The sequence below is a fragment of the Paenibacillus sp. FSL P4-0338 genome, assembly GCF_038002365.1.
GTDB lineage: Bacteria > Bacillota > Bacilli > Paenibacillales > Paenibacillaceae > Paenibacillus_AQ.
Genome location: NZ_JBBOCG010000001.1, coordinates 5,363,183 through 5,383,420, shown reverse-complemented (window position 1 = coordinate 5,383,420; position 20,238 = coordinate 5,363,183). Strand labels below are relative to the sequence as shown.

The following is a 20,238-nucleotide window of genomic DNA, read 5'->3' as shown; positions in this document are numbered from 1 at the left end:
CAAAAACCCGCCATTCCCTTAAGGTTATCATAACCAAAGGAAAAGCGGGGCTCTCCAGCACCAGCTGATTACTGCTCCATTTGCTTGCCCAGGAAGGCAGCGGCTGTCTCAGCCATTTTCACTTCCATCTGGGCCATCTTGACCGAATCATCCTTATTCAGCAGCACTACGCAGCCGATGGGGTCTCCTCCGGAGATAATAGGCGCTGCCACATACGTGGATAACAGCTCCGTGTGGTCCTTGCTGATGTCATAGCTGCCTGCATTGTTCTCAAGCATCGTTTTACGGCTTTCCATTACCTTTTCCAGCAGTACACCCACTTGCTTCTCCAGATAATCCTTCTTGGAGCCGCCGGCGAGCGCGATGAACGTGTCCCGATCCGTAATCATGGTAATATGCCCTGTTCCTTCATACAGCGACTCTGCATATTCCTTGGCGAAATCGCCCAATTCACCAATCGGCGAATATTTTTTCAGTATAACCTCACCATCGCGGTCTACAAAAATTTCCAGAGGATCGCCCTCACGAATCCGCAATGTGCGTCTAATCTCTTTGGGGATAACAACTCGTCCGAGGTCATCAATACGTCTTACAATACCAGTAGCTTTCATTTCACATGTTGCCCCGCTTTCTTAAGAAGTATGGTCCAACTACTGTCCATTATGGGAATGGTTAATCCCAGTGATTTATCGTAATATCTGACCATAGTATTCATCTCTTCCCAGTTCCTTATACATCCGTCACCCCGCATATAATTGTTCATGCAGAATGAGAACGCCCCGGTCCCGCATCATTCCAGTTATGATCACTAACGGGGGTTTCTATACCACCACACCATTCTTCCCGGTTCCTTCTGTATCGACAAAAAATAACCCCACAAAGTGGGGCTTTAGCTTGGATGATGACTCAGGTACTTTGCGGGGACCCCAAAACATATAAATTCTTTTAAAAAAGCCGCCCGGATGCGTGGCGCATCCGGCGGCTTGTCCAGCCTAAATTTATTTTGCGGCTTCTGTAGCAGCCGGTGCATCTGTAGCGGCTGGCGTGTCAGAACCCGCAGCAGGAGCTGGTGTAGCTGTGGCTCCCGCGCTGCCTGCAGCAGCAGAGCTCTTCGGCAGATTGATTTTAATCTCCAGACTATCCAGGTCCTTCTCCAGGAAGGTCTCCAGGCTGGCAGAAGCCGCAGCGTTCTTCAAGGCTTTGAGCTGGTCGGCAGTCAGCGTATCGAAGGTAGTGTCCTTGCGGCCCTCCACCTTGATAATGTGATATCCGTAAGTAGTCTTGACCGGCTCACTGATCGTATTCAGCGGAAGACTGTGGGCCGCAGCCTTGAACTCTGCTACATAATCTACCAGAGCCTTGTCCTTATATTCACCGCCGGTTTCCTTCGTGCTGGTATCATCCGAGTATTCCTTGGCAACGGCAGCAAAGTCCGCACCGCCATCCAGCTTCGCCTTCACTTCCTGAGCGCGCTTCAGCGCATCGGCATCCGTCCGCTCCTTGCCGGCGCTATCAGTAAGGCCAACCAGGACATGGCGCAGCGTAGCCACACTATAATCAGCCTTGGTGGCTTCATAATGGGTCTTGACCTGCTCGTCCGTTAATTTCAGCAGCATGTCCTGATATACGGTAAGTACACGCTGCATATAGGAACGCAGGTCCGACTCGCTCAGATCCTGTTCCTTCAGCGTGCTTTTGTATTTGTCGCCCAGCGCAGTCTTGATCGAGCCGATCTGTGTATCGACTTCTTTCTCCGCAGCCTTCTTCGCTTCATCCGTGGCCTTGTCCGCCAGGTATTCGAATGCGACCTCCTGCTTCAGGATGGACTCCTTGAACATATCAATCTCCAGATACTGCGCCTGCTCGGGGGACAGGAATTTCATTACGCGGGTATCCAGATTGAATTCCTTCTGGGTAATGGTTCCGCCCTTATACGTTGCCACCGCAGTATCATCACTTTTATTGCTGCAGGCAGCAAGCATGGAGAAGGACAGGGCTGCGGTCAGCGAGACCACCAGTACCTTCCAGGATTTTTTATTTAACGACATTGTGTAATTCTCCCTTCGATTTTAAAGACTGTTTGGCTGCCGTCAGGAATTGCTCCAGCACATCTAGCAGCTCCTTATCACCTAAATCCTTAGCTTTGATCCGAATTGTTGCCTGGGCATCCTTATCAAATTGTACACGCCTTTCAAAGCTATTACCAACTTTGGCGAGCTTTGCCGTATCAAAGGCCCCGAGGCTGCCCTCGTGGAAATTAAGCAGGACCTCATCCCCGCGCCGGACCATGGATTCCATGCCGTACAGCTTGCCGTATACCTTCAGCCGGGCCACAGAAAGCAGATTAATAACGGCTTCCGGCAATTCGCCGAACCGGTCCAGCAGCTCATCTTCAAGCTCGGAGGCATCCTCGAAGGAGTCAACTGCAGCCACTTTTTTATAGATTTCTATTTTTTGGATACTGTCGTAAATATACTCGGAAGGAAGATAGGCGTCAATCGACAAATCAATGACCGTATTCCCCTGCTTAAGCGAAGTATCCTCTTCGCCCAGCACGCTCACCTTGCGTTTGCGGATTTCCTCCGCCAGCATCTGTGAGTACAGATCGAAGCCGACCGAGGCGATGAAGCCATGCTGCTCCGCCCCCAGCAGATTGCCTGCTCCCCGGATGGAGAGATCGCGCATAGCAATTTTGAAGCCGGACCCGAGCTCTGTGAATTCCTTGATGGACTGCAGACGCTTCTCAGCCACCTCTGTCAGCACTTTATCGCGCTGGTAGGTGAAGTAGGCATAAGCAATCCGGTTGGAACGGCCGACTCGGCCGCGCAGCTGGTAGAGCTGGGACAGGCCCATTTTGTCAGCGTCATGAACAATAAGGGTATTAACATTAGGAATATCGACACCCGTCTCTATAATACTGGTGCTGACCAGCACATCATACTCCCCGTCCAGGAAGTCGAGAATCGTCTTCTCAAGCTCCGATTCCGACATCTGTCCATGCCCGATACCCACTCTTGCCTCCGGCACCAGCATGGAGATCTGCGCCGCCATTTCCTGAATCCCCTGTACACGGTTGTACAGATAGTAGACCTGCCCGCCACGGGCCAGCTCGCGCTCCACAGCTTCCCGGGTCAGCGTCTGGCTATGCTCCACCACATACGTCTGTACGGGAAAGCGGTTCTCCGGTGGTGTCTCAATAACTGACAAGTCACGCACCCCGAGCATCGACATATGCAGCGTGCGGGGAATCGGTGTAGCCGTCAAAGTCAATACATCAACATTGGTCTTCAGCCGCTTCAGCTTCTCCTTGTGGGTCACGCCGAAACGCTGCTCTTCATCGACAATCAGAAGGCCGAGGTCCTTGAAGACCAGATCCTGTGACAGCAGCCGGTGTGTGCCGATAATGACATCCACTGTTCCCTGGCGTACTCCCTTGATCGTATCATTCTGCTCCTTGCGGCTGCGGAAACGGCTCAGCACCTGAATATTCAGCGGATAATTGGCGAAGCGCTCGCGGAAGGTCTCGTAGTGCTGCTGCGCCAGAATCGTCGTCGGCACGAGCACCGCCACCTGCTTGCCCTCTATTGCAGATTTAAAAGCAGCCCGGATCGCCACCTCTGTCTTGCCATAGCCTACATCGCCGCAGAGCAGCCGGTCCATCGGACGGTTCTGCTCCATATCCTTCTTGATCTCTTCGATCGCCCGCAACTGGTCACGGGTCTCCTCATACGGGAACATCTCTTCGAATTCGTGCTGCTCCTGCGTATCCTTCTCGAAGCCATAGCCAAGCGCGCTCTGGCGCTCTGCGTACAGCTTGATCAGATCATCGGCGATATCCTGAACCGAGCTCCGCACCTTGCTGGTAACCCGGGTCCATTCATTGCCGCCCAGCTTATATACCTTCGGCTCCTTGTCTTCCGAGCCGACATATTTCTGAATCAGGTCAATCTGTTCAATTGGAACAGAGAGCTTGTCGCCTCCTGCATAGAGGATATGCATATAGTCGCGGTGGATGCCGCTGACCTCAAGCGTCCCGATACCCATATATTTACCGATCCCGTGATTCTGGTGAACCACATAATCCCCGATCTTCAGCTCGGTATAGCTCTTTATCCGTTCGGCATTATCAATGCCCTTGGAGACCTTCCGCGCCTTACGCTGCTTCTGCGAGAACATCTCACCTTCAGTGATCACCGCGAGATGAATCGAAGGAAGCTCGAAGCCGGAACCCAGGTTGCCCTGCAGGATCGTCGGCTCCTCAATGCCATAGTCATCCAGTACCCGGCGGATACGCTCCGTCCGCTCCTCGCCGTTCGCCAGCATGATAACCTTCACGCCGGACTTGTGCCAGCGCTCCATCTCGGATTTCAGCACATTCATCTGGCCATGGAAGTCCTGCATTCCGCGGCTGATGAAGCCTAAGATATTCTGTGGCTGAATATGCGGAACCTGACGCAGAAATATCGACATAAACAGGCTCTGGAACGGACGCTGGTACATAATAACATCGCTGTCAACAGAGAGCTGCAGCTCAGGCAGCGTTTTGCCGTTCTGCAGCAAGTGCATATTCCATTCCGACTCATCACGCTCCAGCTGCTTGGCGGTCTCCAGAAGTCTGGCCGGCTCATCCAGGACAAGCAAAGTATCCTGAGCCATGTAATCATACAGATGAATGCGTTCAGGGTAGAGCAGACTGATATATTTATAGACTTCCGGGAAATAGGTGCCCTGCCGCAGCATTTCCAGCTCCCGGCCCATCTCCTCACGCAGACGCAGCTTGGCCTGACGGTCACTCATCTTCTCAAGCTGCCGCTCCAGCATCGCAGACGCAGCGGTAGAAGCCGCATCCTGGCGGAGTTGATCGAATATAATCTCCTTGGCCGGTGTAATCTTCACACTGCGGACCTTATCAATGGAGCGCTGATCCATAGGGTCGAAGGTGCGGATGGAATCTACTTCATCATCAAACAGCTCCACCCGGTAAGCCAGTGGAGAGGTCATGGGATAGAAGTCGATAATACCGCCGCGTACACTGAGCTCACCACGGTTCTCTACACGCTCCACCCGCTCATAGCCCATCTCAATCATGGACATGAGGAAGTCATCCAGTGGCAAGGTTCCGTCCTGCGAAACCGTAAGCTGGGCTTCAGCCATGACATGCGGAGCGGGTAGCAGCCTCCGAACGCCGGAGTAGGGAACGACTACAATTCCACGGAAGCCTTGGGCGCAGCGCGTCAGTACATCAATCCGCTGGGCCAGCGTCTCCGGGCTTGAGACAGCGGCCTCAGCCGCCACAAGCTCATTCGCCGGGTAGAGCAGCACCCGTTCCGGGGAAAGCGCTTCCTGTAAATCATCAGCCATCTTCTGGGCTGAGAACATATTATGGGTCACAACCAGCAGCGGACGCTGCGTCTCCTCATGCAGGGCAGCCAGCATGATTTGTCTGGCCGAGCCGGACAGACCGGAGATAAGCTGTTCCTTCATACCTGCTGCGATGCCACGGGTGACAGACTGGAAATCAGTATCCTTGGAAAAAGCTTCTATAAGACCTTGTAACAACAGGTGCACCTCTCTTACTAAACAGGCTGACAGCAGCAGCGCCGCTGTCACCTATTATAATTGGAATCGAAAACAAGCCTCAGCGGATAAGGCCAAGGCTTGCGGATGACGATAGAGACAGGCGCTTCCACCTTACTGAAGCGGACTGGCCAGCAGACTGAGCTCAGGGTTGTTATCCAGCGCCTGCTTGCAGTAATCGCAGGTCACCTTCACCGTAATCTCGCCTTCTGAATCATACGCTATTATATCTCTGCGCTCCGCAGGGGTCAAGGATTGCAGCCCCAGCTGCATCTCTGTAATATCGCTTCTGCCAATGCTTCCCAAGAACGTCCGGCAGTGCCTGCATACATAGTGTATTGCCATCTATATGCCTCCTGAAGGTAGTATATACCTCCAGTATGCCCCGCCCGGGAAGGCTTTAGCCGCAGGGTCTTGAACCCTATGCCTTATATTTCATCCGTTGAATTTGGCCATGGTCTGTTCAAAGGTATGCTGCAGGCTGAATTCCACAGCATCGCAAGTATCACTTTTCATGCTCTCAAGCCTTGCTCCATCCTTCTTGGCGAAGGTAGACAGTACGTAGTCCACGATAGCAAAGCCAGGCTCCGGACGGGATATGCCCATCCTCACCCGGTTGAAGCTCTGGGTGCCCGTATGCTGAATGATGGACTTGATGCCATTGTGCCCGCCGGCACTGCCCTGATAACGCAGCCTGATCTTACCCAGCTCCGTATCCAGGTCATCATAGACTACAATCATATCTTCCAGCTGGACCTTATAATAATCCATATAAGCCCGTACCGCTTCCCCGGACAGGTTCATGAAGGTCATCGGCTTGATCAGCACCGTCTTCACACCGCCGATTATCCCTTCACCGATTACCGATTTGCATTTATTCTGGTTAAAGGCAATTCCGTGTCTGGACGCAAGCTCATCGAGGGCCATGAAGCCGACATTATGTTTGGTCTTCGCGTACTGCGTTCCGGGATTCCCGAGTCCAACAATCCATTTCATATTTATGGTTTTCCTTTCCGCCCGGTACTCTCAGCAGAAGAGTTCCGTTTTTGGTACAATAAGTTTATACTCCGGAGACAGGTGATGAACATGCCACATCAGGGCGATATCTTAACACTGCAGCGCCATTTCCAGTACCATATTCAATATGCTGTGCCTGTTGAAGTCTATAGGGGGAACGCGCACGTAGACATCGGTGTGATTACAGCAGTGGACGAAGGCTTCGTAGAGCTGCAGGGTACTTTGTACAACCGCAGCCTCTTCACCTTCATCTCCCGTCCGGGATATTGAAGCTTATAAGAGCCTCAGTCCCAGCCGCTGAATCACGCCGATAAGGGTTACACCTTCCGCTTGACGAAAGGTGTAACCCTTTTTCTGCTGATCTGCCTGCGGCCTATTCGATTTCGAACAGCTTACTGATCGACAGCTCTTCATGTACGCGAATGATAGCTTCGCCCATAAGCGGAGCTACCGACAGCACCTTGAGCTTGGAGGTCGGGTTGCTGCTGCGAATTGGAATGGTATCCGTCACGATTATTTCTTTGATCGGAGAGTTTTCCAGACGTTCATGCGCCGGACCGGACAATACAGGATGCGTACAGCAGGCGTAGACTTCTTTCACGCCGCCTTCCATCAGAGCATTGGCTCCCAGAACGATCGTTCCTGCCGTGTCGATGATATCATCGATCAGGATCGCCGTTTTGCCTTCAATATTACCGATAATGTTCATAACCTCACTAACGTTCGGTTCAGGACGGCGCTTGTCGATAATCGCCAGCGGAGCGTTAAGGAAGTCGGCCAGCTTTCTGGCACGCACCACACCGCCATGGTCAGGAGAGACGACCACCGGGTTCTGAATTTGCTTCGAACGGAAGTATTGGGCCAGAATCGGAACACCCAGCAGATGATCCACAGGAATGTCGAAGAAGCCTTGAATCTGCATTGCATGAAGGTCCATAGTAATGACGCGATGTGCACCCGCCTTCTCAATCAGGTTCGCTACCAGCTTGGCCGTAATCGGATCACGGGAACGGGCCTTACGGTCTTGACGGGCATACCCGTAGTAAGGAATCACGACATTGATGCTCTTCGCTGAGGCACGCTTAAGCGCATCTACCATCACCAGAAGCTCCATCAGATTGTCGTTCACCGGTCCGCAGGTGGACTGTACGATATAGACATGACAGCCCCGGACACTCTCCGACAGCTTAACCTGAATTTCTCCGTCACTGAAGCTGGTCGTATGGGACTCGCCCATCGGAATGCCGATATAATCAGCAATCTGGCTGGCCAGCTTAGGATTGGAGTTGCAGGTGAAAATCTTGAGTTTGGAATCACAATAAGTCATAAAATATAAACCCTCCGTGACGGAATTTAACTGGCCAAAGCACCGGCGCGGATGTGCAAGAAGTCCGTCCGGCGCTCTAAGCCTACAGCTGCTTTCGTGCTTACACGCTTTACGATGGACTATGCTGGCCCTTCTTCGCCTTGGCCCGGGAGCGGATCTTCTCTGCATAACCCGGCTTATTCTCCTGCCTTGCTCTGGCAATCGCCAGATCGTTCTCCGAAACTGGACGCGTAATGGTGGAACCGGCGACAATAAATGCGCCCTTGCCCACTGTAACCGGAGCAACAAGGTTCACGTTGCTGCCGATAAAGGCATCATCGCCAATCTCAGTTCTGAACTTATTATAGCCGTCATAATTTACGGTGATCGCGCCGCAGCCAATATTTACATTCTTGCCGACCTCAGCATCGCCTACATAGCTTAAATGAGATACCTTGGAGCCGTCGCCGATTGTAGCATTCTTGATCTCTACGAAGTCGCCGACCTTAACACCCTCACCCAGAACGGTGCCGGGACGTAAATACGCAAAAGGCCCAACGGAAGCCCGTGTGCCGACCTGAGCCTGATTCAGTACGGAATGCTTCACAGCCGCTCCGTCCATAATCACGCAGTCTTCAATTTCACTTGCCGGACCGATCACACAATCTTCGCCGATCACTGTCTTGCCCTTGAGCACCGTGCCTGGATACAGCACCGTATCTGCTCCAATCTCAACCTCTGCCCCGATATAGGTTGAAGCCGGGTCGATGATAGTGACTCCGCCGAGCATATGCTTCCGGTTGATGCGCTGACGCATATAGCCTTCGGCTTCAGACAACGCCAGACGGTCATTTACACCAATGGACTCCGCTGAATCATGGGCCTGATAACCCAGAACGATATCGCCCTGCGCCCGGAGTATGCCGATAACATCCGTCAAATAATACTCCTGCTGGTTGTTGGTGTTCGTAACCTTCTCCAGAGCGGCAAAGAGCTTAGCATTATCAAAACAATACGTCCCTGTATTGATCTCATGAACCGAAGCTTCACTCTCTGTGCAGTCCTTCTGTTCCACAATCTTCAGCACTCCGCCGTCTTCGCCGCGGATAATCCGGCCATATCCGGCAGGCTGCTCCATAACAGCAGTAAGGACAGTTGCAGCAGCATTCTGTGCTTCATGCAAAGCCATCATGCCTTCAAGTGTCTCGCTCATGACAAGCGGCGTATCGCCGCAGATAACAATGGTGGTTCCTTCTTCACTGCCCAGAAGATCCTTGGCCTGCTTAACAGCATGACCGGTTCCAAGCTGGACATCCTGCAGCACATATTCGGCATCCTCGCCTAAATATGCCTTAACCTTCTCAGCGCCGTGGCCTACAACAACTACATTACGCTGGCATCCGGTCGCTTTCACTGTATCAAGCACGTGCCCTACCATCGGTTTACCGCAGACAGGGTGCAGCACCTTGTATAATTTAGATTTCATGCGCTTGCCTTGACCTGCAGCAAGTACAACAGCCATTCTTTTCAAGAATGCCAACCCCCTACTTCTTGAACTCACTACTGAATATATCTCATTCCGGGCAAAAAGAAAAGAGAACCATGCAGGCATGGTTCCCTTTTCTTCGAACCCCAATAAAATCACCCCACAAAGTGAGGCTTTGGCTCCGAGGCTGACCCACGTATTTTGCGGGGACCCCGAAACATATAAAGCGGTGTGGGCTGGTGCCGCCCTTGGGGAGGCAGCAACTCCCAGAGAGTCAGCGGTTCACCGCTTAAGCTCCCTCTTCAATAACTTCCTCTTCCTCCGTAGCGGCACGTTCGTACTCGGCCAGAACCGCAGATTGAATCTTTTCGCGCGTTCCCGAAGAAATCGGGTGTGCGATATCGCGGAATTCTCCGTCAGGTGTACGCTTGCTGGGCATTGCAACAAACATCCCGTTATTCCCGTCGATGACGCGAATGTCATGAACAACAAACTCGTTATCGATTGTAATGGATGCGATTGCTTTCATTCTCCCCTCAGAGTTGACGCGGCGGAGTCTGACATCCGTAATTTGCATGTGTGTGTTCACCACCTTTTTCCATCAGAGACTTGGTGTATAATTCCACACAGCAAAGCGAATTCCTTCTTTTTCATTCCAAATAATGCCTGATTAAGAAGATTATTTTTGCTGAAACCCTAATTTCGACAGATTTCGTGCAGTTATCTTAAGAATCCTCACAGTTTCGACATTATGCCCTACTTTTCAGAACCGGCATTTATCACTCATTCAGGAGGAGAAATAGTTGCCCGGAAACGCCGAAATACGCCGTACCTTGGAGTCCACCTCTGTCAGCTTCACCAGCGATACGTAGTCATGCAGCAGACGCTCTTCGTTCTCCACATCGCCGGACTCTACGAGCACGCCTACACCTGCAACCTCAGCATTGAACTCACCCAGCAGATCTACCATTCCGCGTACGGTGCCGCCCGCCTTCATGAAATCATCGACAATCAGCACCCGGGATTTCTCGCGCAGTGCCCGTCTGGACAGGGACATCGTATGGATGCTCTTATGGGAGCCCGATACATAGTTGATGCTTACAGCTGAGCCTTCCGTTACCTGATGGTCACGGCGGACCAGCACAACCGGCAGCCCCAGCTGCGCAGCCGTTGCGTACGCGAGCGGAATCCCCTTGGTCTCCACCGTCATGACGACGTCAATCTCCACGCCGTAGAAGGCGGTGGCAATGATCTTGCCGGCCTGCTCCATCAGGGACGGGAGGCCGAGCAAATCCGACATATACAGATAACCGCCCGGCAGAATCCGGTCACTCTGCTCAAGCTGCCCGCACAGACGGTTCACGAAGGCAAGCGCCATATCCATGGGCATGCTCGGAATATACCGCACTCCGCCCGCTGCCCCGGCCAGTGTCTGCAGCTCGCCCATCCCTTCGCCTTCAAATACCTCTTTTATAATAGCCAGGTCCTCGCTGATCGATGACTTCGCCGCACCGTACCGCTCTGCAAAAGTGGACAGCGGCAGCAGATCATGCGGCTTCTCCAGTAAAAATTGGGTCATGTCAACTAACCGTTGGCTTCGTTTAAGTTTTTTCACGGAATGCTCCTCGCCAAAACCGAATATTACTATGAATAATATCATTATTGTACGGATTTACACAAGCGGAAACCGCTTTGCCGCCGTTATGAGAGCATGGTCCCGTTCCGCTTAGCTAAGCGAACGCACTGCATAGACTTCCTTGCAGAATCCGCGCAGACCGTTATAGATTCTCGCCACCTTGGAGTGCTTGGAGACAAGGCCAAATACGGTCGGACCGCTTCCCGACATCAGCACGCCGTCCGCACCCAGCTTCAGCATCGCTTCCTTGAGCTGCTGCACTTCAGGGTGCAGCTTCAGGGTCACATCCTCCAGCACGTTGCCGAGGCCCTCACAGACGGCTGAGAAGTCACCGGCCTCCAGAGCCTGCTGCATGCGGAGCGCGGACGGATGCACCGCTATGTTGCCAGCGCGCACACGTCCGTATACCTCAGCCGTCGATACATTGATCGGCGGCTTCGCCAGGATAACCCACATTTGCGGCGGATTCGCGATTGGGGTCAGCCGTTCGCCCCTGCCCGTCGCCAGGGCAGTGCCTCCTGTGACGCAGAACGGGACGTCTGAGCCCAGCTCAGCGCCCAGCTCCTGCAGCTCCTGCACCGGGATGCCCAGGCGCCAGAGCCGGTTCAGGCCGCGCAGCGTAGCCGCGGCATCGCTGCTTCCGCCGGCGAGACCGGCAGCAACCGGAATTCTTTTGTCCAAATGGATATGTACGCCGCTTCTGACGTTATACCGGTCCTTGATCAGCCTTGCCGCCTGGAAGGCCAGATTCTTCTCATCCAGCGGAATATATCCGGCCTGGCTTGAGATAATAATCGAATCCCGCTTCAGCTCCGACAGCTCCAGACGGTCCGCCAGATCGACCATTGTCATTATCATTTCCACTTCATGAAATCCGTCAGCCCGCTTATGCAACACATCCAGCATCAGATTAATTTTTGCCGGTGCCTTCTCATACATTTTCAAGGCGTTCACCCACCCTCAGCTTTTCCCGTACAAAACAACTTAACATATTATATGAGAAACTGACAGTGAAGTCCATTAAATATACATCCGGTTCTATGATGAAGAAAAGGTACCGCCCGCAGGCGATACCCGGTGCGGCATGACACCGCTACAGCAACTTACGATTTCCGCGCAGCAGCCTGCTCTGCCAGCTGAATTGCCCGCTTCACCATATTCCCGGCGTCGACTGCCCGGATTCCGCCCCAGCCCTCCTGCTCAACCGTTTCGTAGAACCCAAGCTCCTTAGCCAGCTCCGTCTTCAATTCCTCCGACATCATGCTCCGTCTTCTGCGGCTCATTACAAATTCCTCCCTTGTATGTTGCTCTATGATGAATGTACTGCCTATGTAGTATGCAGCCAGGAGGCCAGTGTCATGCAGCATAATTCAGGAAGACCCCTACATGCAAAATAACCCCACAAAGTGGGGCTTTAGCGTAGGTGATGACCCAGGTACTTTGCGGGGACCCCAAAACATAAAAATTCTATCAAAAAACAGCCCCCCTGCAGGGAGACTGTCATGACGCTAAGCTTTGATATACATAATCCGCATCTGCCCATCGTCTTCGGTAACTGTGATTTCCACAGATTCAGTAAGTATATCGGCATAGCTATAGGAGACACGCTTGAATGTCTGCTGCTCCTGATCGAGTTTGACAATAAATACAGAAGGGTACGTTTCTTCCAGGACACCGGTGCGTTCAACGGTCTTCCGACGGCCACCGTTAGCCCGCAACGTGATCTTATGACCGACGTGAGCTTCAAGACTGCGTTTAATTTCCAACAGCGCGTTATTAGCCATTGCCTGACGACCACCTCTTTCCTTGTCCATTATACAACTTCTATAACCACTTGTCAAATTAAATAAATAATTATAGATGATGATAAAAAAGTTGTCAACGGAATTTTTTTAGACGGGGAAAGTCCTGACTCAAGCACCTTGTTATCAGTAATGAAGACTGGCTGCTCCCTGGCCCATCTTGTGTTAGAAGCTGCTTGCATGGCAGCAAAAATAGGATAAGCACGAATGCTTACCCTATTCCTTCCGCCTGTTCAGTTATCACTTGCCCGGCTACAGCATCGAAGGCGCTACCTTCAGCGTAGCCAGGTTCTGCAGTTGGGGCATTCCGATCCGGAAGCTGCCCCGCGTCTCTATTCCGCCCATCCCCTGATTGCCGCTGATCGTATGGCTCAGCACATCGCTTAAGTTCACTGTATCCCGGATGGAGGTAAAAGAGGCCTTGGCCGCGATATACACCGGATCCAGGGCATGAATGAGTATTCTGCCCGGGGAGCTGGCGAAGTTGGCACCATTGCCCAGGAGAGCCTCAAAGTGCGACTGGCAGGCTCCGGCTACGATCGTCAAGGCATCGAAATTCCGCTCGTACTCACGGGCCACCCGGATGGCTGCCACAAAATTCTGTGAATTCTTATAGCTGCTCAGACTGTACAGATCATAATTCTGCTGTTGCTTAAGTACTCCATCATGGCCGGTAATCACTACGATATCGGGACGCACACGGGGCAGCAGGCGGTACAGCGTCTCTGCCATTTTGGATTCGTTGACATGATGTCCCTCCGCCGGTATGCGCAGCTGCTCGTAGAGGCTCAGGCTCTTCTTCAGATAGAGCGCATCCCCGTCCAGATGCAGGACCTTGCCCGGCACTTCAAAGTAAGCCGCCTCCTTCGGAGATTGGCCCCAGGTTCCCGTGGACCCCGATACACTCTCTCCGCTTCGCTGGCTCTGCACCTGCCGGTCTTTACGCAGCCAGGTTAGAGATTCTGTTGCCTTGATCTGTGCACGCTGTCCCCGCTCGGTAACCCGTGTAGGAGGCACCTGAACCAGATCCTCCAGCGGAGAATCCGCCAACAGACGGAACTCCGTGCCTTTGATGACTGCTCTATTCTGCAATATATTGTCTACCCGGAAGGTCACATCGCCGCCATAGGATTTACGAATGACCAAGTCTCCTAGATTCATCACAACACCACCTCTACCCCATGTTATGGGCAAAAGCCCCGGTTGGTTCATCCGCCGGGAGGGTTTTCTGTATTCTATGCGATGCCTGCGGCCAGAAGAACCGCACTGAGCCGGGCATACTCTTCAATGCTAAGCGTCTCGCCGCGCCGCGAGGGTTCAATACCGGCTTCGGAGAGCAGCGCCTCCAGGCGCTCCCGCCCTTCTTCCGGGAAGAAGCGGGCCTTAAGATTATTGGCAATCGTCTTGCGCCGCTGGGTAAAGGACGCCTGAACCACACCAAAGAAATGCTTCTCGTCCGCTACCTCCACCGGAGGACGTTCTCTGACCTTCAGCCGGATCACAGCAGATTCAACGTTCGGCTGCGGGATGAACACCGTACGCGGCACCATGCAGACCAGCTCAGGCTCGCTGTAATACTGGACGGCAATACTCAGGCTGCCGTACTCCTTGCCGCCCGGAGACGCCGCCATACGCTCGGCAACCTCCTTCTGGATCATGACCACGATATTATCCAGCGGCAACTTCTCCTCCAGCAGCTTCATGAGGATGGGAGTAGTCACATAATACGGCAGATTAGCTACTACACTAACCCGGTCGTTACCCGCGAAATCCTCAGCGAACAGCTCCTGCAGATTCACCTTCAGCACATCGTCATTGCGGATCTTCACATGGGGATATGGCGACAGGACATCCCTGAGAATCGGAATCAGCCTGCGGTCAATCTCTACTGCAGTAACAGCCCCGGCCGTCATCGCCAGCCGTTCCGTCAGTGCTCCGATTCCCGGCCCAATCTCAAGTGCACCGGCTGTGCTGTCCAGACCGGCGGCATCCACGATTTTGTCCAGAATATTCTGATCGATCAGAAAGTTCTGGCCCAGACTTTTTTTGAAAGAGAATCCGTAACGCTGAATTATTGCTTTGGTTCTTGTTGGGGACGAGATATTCTCGATACCGCTCATGAAGTAATGCCTCCCTGATCAATTTGGGCGAGGGCCTGCGCGAATTCTTCGCGGGTAATGCCGAACATCGCCAGACGTTTGTATAGCTGTTTGCCATTGCAATAACCGATACCGAGCAGATTGCCAAGCTGCATTCTGCGCTCAGCCGCCCGAGGATGCACCATCAGCCCTGCGGCCATGAGCTCATCCAGCCCGATAATAGGCGGCGCCCCCTCGAAGGAGGTATGTACATGCTCCAGCGCATGGCGGATAGCCTCAGGCGAAGCATTCTCTATTCCGATATCGCCTTTGCGGGTTGCATCCTTCTCAGGGATGAAGGCATGCTTGCAGCCCGGTACCTTGGCCGCAACGATTTTGCGGATTCGCTCTCCGGCATGATCCGGGTCGGTAAGAATAATTACACCCCGGCGCTCCATGGCCAGCTTGATCTTGGCAATGACCCTGCTATCCACTGCCGAACCCCCGGTTTCAATCGTATCGGCCTCAACCGCCCGCTTAACGGCAACAGTATCGCTTTTCCCTTCAACCACAATTAGCTCTTTAATCATAAATATTTTTACTCCTTACTCCAGAACGCAAAAAGAAGAGGATTCGCTCCCCTTCTTTTTGGCTAAAGAATGTATAAGTGATGAGCGGCAGCTCTCTGAAATTTCGTAAGTGCTTCCCTCACTATATCGTATTAACCGCTAATTTGCAAAAGACTTTACGTTTAGTTCAGCTCCGGCTTCACAGGTCCGATCACATAGAGTGTGCGCGACTTACGGCCGAAATTACGGGCATGGCTCAATGAATCGTAATAGACATCCACCTTGTTGCCTTTGATGGCACCGCCGGTATCCTCTGCTCGGCGAAACCCTAATCCTTCAATGTACACCCACCAGCCAATCGGTATAACACTAGGATCTACAGCTATAGTGCGGCCTTCCGTTACGCGTGTGCCGGAGGCAGTACGTGTTCCAATACCCGGTTCCTGCGACGAATACGCAGTCATGGATACGTTTTTGATCATTCTTTTGTACTCGAAATCCAGACCAGCCTTACTGGTAACATTGCTGACCCTTGCACTGGCTTTAGATGAGTTGGAGGTTGTTACAGGTTTGGAGACTTTGGCAGTAACTACGACGGGCTTAGGAAGCGGCTTGGTTCCAATGGCAATGACTTTGTCCTTGGTAACAGTCTGTACTTCCTTGCCGATCATGCGCATGGATGCCAGCTCGCCATCTTGATAGATCTTCTCGATGTGCTGAATCATTACGCCCGGCTTACCTGCCTGTGCCACTCTTACGGTTCCCTTGGTCAATGAGGGGTCTGCTGTCTTAATGACCCGGAAAGGCAAATTAGTTGTCCGTTGAACCACATGCTTGTTAATCCGGACAATTTTGATTTCCATGTCTGCAGATACTGCGGTTTCTAGCGAAGGGTAAATCTTGTCTAAGCCTTCCAGGCTATAGCCCAGCTTGTCGATGGCCTGACCAATAGTATCCTCGGTCGTAAATAACGTCTCGGTCTTTCCGTCTACGGTAAGAGCGAACTTCTGCGCAGTGTTAATCACGATACGGTCGCCGTCTTTTATTTCATCACTAAGGCCAATAGATAATTCATCATGCGCCTGCAGCGAAATCTGTTCCTTAGCCAGCATATCACTGAACAGCGTTTCCCGCGTCTCCAGTGTCTGTACCTGTCCGTCTATTACTAGGGTAATTTCTTTTTTGCTCTGACCGTGTACGTACAGCAGTATTAACAGTGCGATAACAATCGATGCCACACCGGCAAGTAAAACTACGCGGGGATTCACTTGCTTCAACCGTAATGCGAAAGACCTGCTGGATGATTGCGAATCATGGGATACCTCTGGTTGGAATACGCCCACTCTTTCCATCCTCCTTACATAGCCCCGTCGTCCAAGTTATATCAAGGTGACTGTATCACTTCTGACGAAACTAAGTTTGAGTTTGCAACAGGATACGCCCGCACTTGCTTCAGCGTTTCCTGCTCATGGATCGCCTGCTCGGCATAGTTACTCCGGAGATCTGTTATATAACAGTATGCCGGGAGCATTCTCATTATTCAAAACAAAAGAAGCCTAAAAAAGAGTTCTTAGAGGACTCTTTCGTGGCTTCCCGGTGTCGAATACGTCGGAATGCTTATGCACGAGGTTTCCTCTCTTACTTGCGCTTACGGGGTTAGCTGTCGGGTTCGGACATAAGAGAGACGCCCTATCTCAGGTCACCCGCTCACGGCGGTTGCCCTCAAATTCACCCCAAAGACCACGTAAAGAAATCAAATAATGCCTGCGGCAATTCTGTGCCAGTACTCTTGTACGTTCATGCGGCAGCGCATTATTGGTTCCCCCGTTCTCCATACGGAGACTCAGCGAGACGATCCATGAAATTAGTGACTGTCACAGTTACAACAGCTCACTGCACTGAAAAGATGATATCCTGTTTTGATACATGTTGTAAAGGACGATTCAACCACGTTTACGTAAAAAAATGATTAAAATATTGTAATAATCGGCCGTTTTTCAGTCAAAAAAGTTTAATACATCCGCTATACTTCATTTTTCACCGCTTTTACTCCCGTTTTCAGAGTATCCCAAATCGTTCCAGTGCGTTCGCATACGTAATTTCAGCCAATTCCTGTAATTCAATCCCTTTTATTGCCGCGGCCGCCTCCGCTACCAGCCTCACATGAGCGGTCTCATTTCGCTTGCCCCGGAAGGGGTGCGGAGTTAGATATGGGGAGTCGGTTTCGATCAGCAGCCGGTCTAGCGGAGTCTGGGCAAGCACCTCTTTGGGCACCCGGGCATTCTTGAACGTAATCGGTCCACCAAAAGAAAGATGGAATCCTAGTTCAAGACACATCTTGGCACTTTCCCAGCTGCCGGAGAAGGAGTGCATTACGCCGCCAACCTCGCCCGCCTTCTCCTCGCGGAGGATACGGATCACATCTTCATGAGCATCTCGGTTATGAATACAGATTGGCATCTTCAGCTCACGGGCCAGACCGATCTGCTTGCGGAATACATCATGCTGTACATCCTTAGGGGAGGTGTCCCAGTAGTAATCCAGCCCGATCTCACCGATGGCAACCACCTTGGGATGAGAGCATAAGGAGGCGATCCATTCCAGGTCTCCGTCCCTCATCGTGATGGCATCCTGGGGATGCCATCCTACGGCTGCAAAAATATAATCATATTTCTCGGCAAGCTGCATGGTCGTCGGTATCGTGTCCCGGTTAAAGCCAATGTTGATCATCTTGCTGACGCCGGCTTCCAGCGCTCTGGCAATGACCTCTTCGCGGTCTTCGTCGAATTGTGGAGCATCCAGATGGGTATGGGTGTCGAATAACTGCATTACATTACATCCTTTCGGCCTGTTGTGTTATCTATAATTCCAAGCTTGATCTGATTATTTGGCAAAAATCTCTGCGATGGACGGCGGCAACTGTGAAAGGGCTTTCTGCAGCCTGTCCTGTGGAAAATACAGATGGTATCTGCCGCGGTGAATACCGCTGATGGAGCGTACAATGTCCGATACCTCGGAGATTTCCCTCAGCCGCTCATGCTTGTCCAAAAGCAGGATCTGCTTGCTGTCAAAGCCCTCTCCCGGACGGAACACATCATAGGGAAGATCGGTGGGATAATCAATTTCCAGGTCATAATCGGGCCGGAGTCCCGCACCGGCGAAGCTGCGGCGGATTTCGTCAATTGTGTCAGAATCCAAATGCTCCATTTCCACATATTTATACAGTTTACGATGGATAAACCGGCTGCACAAGTCGCTCAGGATGTCATCCTCCTCCAGCGTCCACTGCATGAAGGCAGTCTGCATCAAGGCTTCATCCAGCAGCAGATACTGCCCTACCGTTACCTCTCCGCTGAACAGATCACTTAAGGGCTCAATCATGAAGCGGAAAGCATGCTGCTGCTGCACCAGCTCCTTGGCCCGGCGGAGAATCTGTCTGAGAATAATCTCTGAGCTGCGGGTTACCGGGTGGAAATAGACCTGCCAGTACATCTGATACCGTGACATTAGGTAATCCTCAATCGCATGCATCCCCGATTCCTTCACAACCACCCGGCCGTCATAAGGACGTAGCATCCGCAGAATCCGGTCGATGTCGATGGTTCCGTAATTCACCCCCGTATAATATGCATCCCGGAGCAGATAATCCATTCGGTCAGCATCAAGTGGTCCCGACACCAAATTGACAACAATTTCATGCTCGTAGGTTTTGGAGATGACTGAGGCCACTTTATCGGGGAAATCTTCAGCCACATCACGCAGAATAGCAGTGATCTCTGTATCCTCCAGAATGATACGGCAGGTCCAGTCTTCATGATCCATTTCGAAAGCTTCTTCTATAGAATGGGAAAAGGGTCCATGCCCCAAATCATGCAGCAGTGCCGCACACAGGGTAAGTAGTCTCTCCTCCGGCATCCAGTCCTTGTAGCCGCTCCGTTCAAACTGGGAGATAATCCTCCGCGTAATCTCATATACCCCCAGAGAATGGGAGAAGCGGCTGTGTTCTGCCCCGTGAAAGGTCAAATAGGAGGTCCCAAGCTGCCGGATGCGCCGCAGACGCTGGAATTCCATAGTATTGATCAGTCTCCAGATAATAGTGTCCTGTACGTGGATGTAGTTGTGAACCGGGTCCTTAAATACCTTCTCTTCTGACAGCGGTTGCTTCATGAAATCATCTCCTTTTCTTGTTTTATATAATATATTGTCGCTCTTTGTCGAATATTAGCGATTCATATACTGCCAAATCGACAAACATCTTAATAAGCTATTTTAGACTCAGTTGCCCTATCAAACGCGGAGTAAATGTAGTCTCAAAATATTCCTTAAAATTCGCCTGAAAAAAGGTTGACTGTTTTGGGAATGGTTGGTATTATAAATATCATAAAACAGTGAAGAATGTCGAATAATGACGCTTTTGAACATTGAGAGGAGCAACGATTGTAATGATGAAATCAACAGGAATTGTACGTAAGGTAGATGAGCTTGGACGGGTCGTTATTCCAATAGAATTGCGTCGTACCCTAGGCATTGGGGAAAAAGATGCGCTCGAAATTTACGTGGACGGTGAGCGGATCATGCTTAAGAAATACGAGCCTGCTTGCATTTTCTGCGGCAATGCTGAGAATGTAACTTACTTCAAAGGTAAAATTGTTTGTCATGAATGCATTTCGGCTATCCCTACCCCTGTGACAAACTAAAATAAATAGGGTATAATAGGAACTAATCCAATTGTTAATTCTAACCTTTTTATATCTCCTTGGCCTCCCG

20 protein-coding genes and 1 riboswitch are annotated in these 20,238 nt (G+C 51.7%); of the genes, 2 read left to right on the top strand and 18 right to left on the bottom strand.

Features of this window, described 5'->3' with window-relative positions; all coding sequences use genetic code 11:
• Nucleotides 1-68: 68 nt before the first annotated feature.
• The 5 genes from spoVT to pth all read right to left on the bottom strand — a co-directional run bounded on the left by spoVT (nt 69) and on the right by pth (nt 6,573).
• Entirely contained in the window at nt 69-611 is a 543-nt protein-coding gene (gene spoVT / locus MKZ07_RS23825) for a stage V sporulation protein T (protein ID WP_036696414.1), read from the bottom strand.
• A 387-nt stretch (nt 612-998) separates the two neighbouring features.
• Complete coding sequence (locus MKZ07_RS23820; RefSeq protein ID WP_341027832.1) at nt 999-2,048, bottom strand: peptidylprolyl isomerase; 1,050 nt, start codon at nt 2,046-2,048, stop codon at nt 999-1,001.
• Nucleotides 2,035-5,559: a transcription-repair coupling factor gene (gene mfd, locus MKZ07_RS23815; RefSeq protein WP_036696407.1), complete on the bottom strand. Its 3,525-nt coding sequence runs from the start codon at nt 5,557-5,559 to the stop codon at nt 2,035-2,037. Before mfd ends, MKZ07_RS23820 begins: the two co-directional genes overlap by 14 nt.
• A gap of 132 nt (nt 5,560-5,691) precedes the next feature.
• Nucleotides 5,692-5,922 carry an anti-sigma-F factor Fin family protein gene (locus tag MKZ07_RS23810; RefSeq protein ID WP_036696405.1) on the bottom strand — a complete coding sequence of 77 codons (231 nt, stop codon included), beginning with the start codon at nt 5,920-5,922 and terminating at the stop codon, nt 5,692-5,694.
• Nucleotides 5,923-6,012: 90 nt separating this feature from the next.
• On the bottom strand, nt 6,013-6,573 hold the full coding sequence (pth, locus tag MKZ07_RS23805; RefSeq protein WP_036696402.1) for an aminoacyl-tRNA hydrolase: 561 nt from the start codon (nt 6,571-6,573) through the stop codon (nt 6,013-6,015).
• An 84-nt stretch (nt 6,574-6,657) separates the two neighbouring features.
• Here pth and MKZ07_RS23800 point away from each other — a divergent pair, with 84 nt between their 5' ends.
• Nucleotides 6,658-6,864 carry a hypothetical protein gene (locus MKZ07_RS23800; RefSeq protein WP_379254216.1) on the top strand — a complete coding sequence of 69 codons (207 nt, stop codon included), beginning with the start codon at nt 6,658-6,660 and terminating at the stop codon, nt 6,862-6,864.
• A 103-nt stretch (nt 6,865-6,967) separates the two neighbouring features.
• On the opposite strand, the gene MKZ07_RS23795 is transcribed toward MKZ07_RS23800, so the two are convergent.
• The 13 genes from MKZ07_RS23795 to MKZ07_RS23735 form a co-directional block, all read right to left on the bottom strand.
• Entirely contained in the window at nt 6,968-7,921 is a 954-nt protein-coding gene (locus MKZ07_RS23795; RefSeq protein WP_019914487.1) for a ribose-phosphate diphosphokinase, read from the bottom strand.
• Nucleotides 7,922-8,030: 109 nt separating this feature from the next.
• Nucleotides 8,031-9,431 carry a bifunctional UDP-N-acetylglucosamine diphosphorylase/glucosamine-1-phosphate N-acetyltransferase GlmU gene (gene glmU / locus MKZ07_RS23790; RefSeq protein WP_036696398.1) on the bottom strand — a complete coding sequence of 467 codons (1,401 nt, stop codon included), beginning with the start codon at nt 9,429-9,431 and terminating at the stop codon, nt 8,031-8,033.
• Between the two features lie 244 nt (nt 9,432-9,675).
• Nucleotides 9,676-9,963, bottom strand: a complete 288-nt coding sequence (spoVG, locus tag MKZ07_RS23785; protein ID WP_036696395.1) for a septation regulator SpoVG — start codon at nt 9,961-9,963, stop codon at nt 9,676-9,678.
• 210 nt (nt 9,964-10,173) lie between these two features.
• Complete coding sequence (purR, locus tag MKZ07_RS23780; RefSeq protein WP_036696393.1) at nt 10,174-11,001, bottom strand: pur operon repressor; 828 nt, start codon at nt 10,999-11,001, stop codon at nt 10,174-10,176.
• A gap of 111 nt (nt 11,002-11,112) precedes the next feature.
• A complete protein-coding gene (gene ispE, locus MKZ07_RS23775) occupies nt 11,113-11,967 on the bottom strand; it encodes a 4-(cytidine 5'-diphospho)-2-C-methyl-D-erythritol kinase (protein ID WP_036696392.1) in 855 nt (284 codons plus the stop codon).
• A 158-nt stretch (nt 11,968-12,125) separates the two neighbouring features.
• Nucleotides 12,126-12,305 carry a small, acid-soluble spore protein, alpha/beta type gene (locus MKZ07_RS23770; protein ID WP_036696389.1) on the bottom strand — a complete coding sequence of 60 codons (180 nt, stop codon included), beginning with the start codon at nt 12,303-12,305 and terminating at the stop codon, nt 12,126-12,128.
• Nucleotides 12,306-12,530: 225 nt separating this feature from the next.
• Nucleotides 12,531-12,806 (bottom strand): biofilm formation stimulator Veg, encoded by a 276-nt coding sequence (gene veg, locus MKZ07_RS23765; RefSeq protein WP_036696386.1) that lies wholly within the window; start codon nt 12,804-12,806, stop codon nt 12,531-12,533.
• A 270-nt stretch (nt 12,807-13,076) separates the two neighbouring features.
• Nucleotides 13,077-13,985: a sporulation peptidase YabG gene (yabG, locus tag MKZ07_RS23760; RefSeq protein ID WP_036696383.1), complete on the bottom strand. Its 909-nt coding sequence runs from the start codon at nt 13,983-13,985 to the stop codon at nt 13,077-13,079.
• Nucleotides 13,986-14,059: 74 nt separating this feature from the next.
• A complete protein-coding gene (gene rsmA / locus MKZ07_RS23755; RefSeq protein WP_036696381.1) occupies nt 14,060-14,944 on the bottom strand; it encodes a 16S rRNA (adenine(1518)-N(6)/adenine(1519)-N(6))-dimethyltransferase RsmA in 885 nt (294 codons plus the stop codon).
• The gene (rnmV, locus tag MKZ07_RS23750; protein WP_036696379.1) at nt 14,941-15,492 is read right to left on the bottom strand and encodes a ribonuclease M5; all 552 of its coding nucleotides are present in this window, start codon (nt 15,490-15,492) and stop codon (nt 14,941-14,943) included. The genes rsmA and rnmV overlap by 4 nt, the downstream gene beginning before the upstream one ends.
• 161 nt (nt 15,493-15,653) lie before the next feature.
• The gene (locus MKZ07_RS23745) at nt 15,654-16,814 is read right to left on the bottom strand and encodes a 3D domain-containing protein (protein ID WP_036696377.1); all 1,161 of its coding nucleotides are present in this window, start codon (nt 16,812-16,814) and stop codon (nt 15,654-15,656) included.
• Nucleotides 16,815-17,101: 287 nt separating this feature from the next.
• Nucleotides 17,102-17,330, bottom strand: a riboswitch (cyclic di-AMP (ydaO/yuaA leader).
• 199 nt (nt 17,331-17,529) lie between these two features.
• A complete protein-coding gene (locus MKZ07_RS23740; RefSeq protein WP_036696374.1) occupies nt 17,530-18,300 on the bottom strand; it encodes a TatD family hydrolase in 771 nt (256 codons plus the stop codon).
• Nucleotides 18,301-18,354: 54 nt separating this feature from the next.
• The gene (locus tag MKZ07_RS23735; RefSeq protein WP_036696372.1) at nt 18,355-19,638 is read right to left on the bottom strand and encodes an HD domain-containing protein; all 1,284 of its coding nucleotides are present in this window, start codon (nt 19,636-19,638) and stop codon (nt 18,355-18,357) included.
• 275 nt (nt 19,639-19,913) lie between these two features.
• On the opposite strand from MKZ07_RS23735, the gene MKZ07_RS23730 reads away from it, so the two are divergent.
• Nucleotides 19,914-20,168 carry an AbrB/MazE/SpoVT family DNA-binding domain-containing protein gene (locus tag MKZ07_RS23730; protein WP_019914502.1) on the top strand — a complete coding sequence of 85 codons (255 nt, stop codon included), beginning with the start codon at nt 19,914-19,916 and terminating at the stop codon, nt 20,166-20,168.
• The last annotated feature ends 70 nt before the right edge of the window (nt 20,169-20,238 follow it).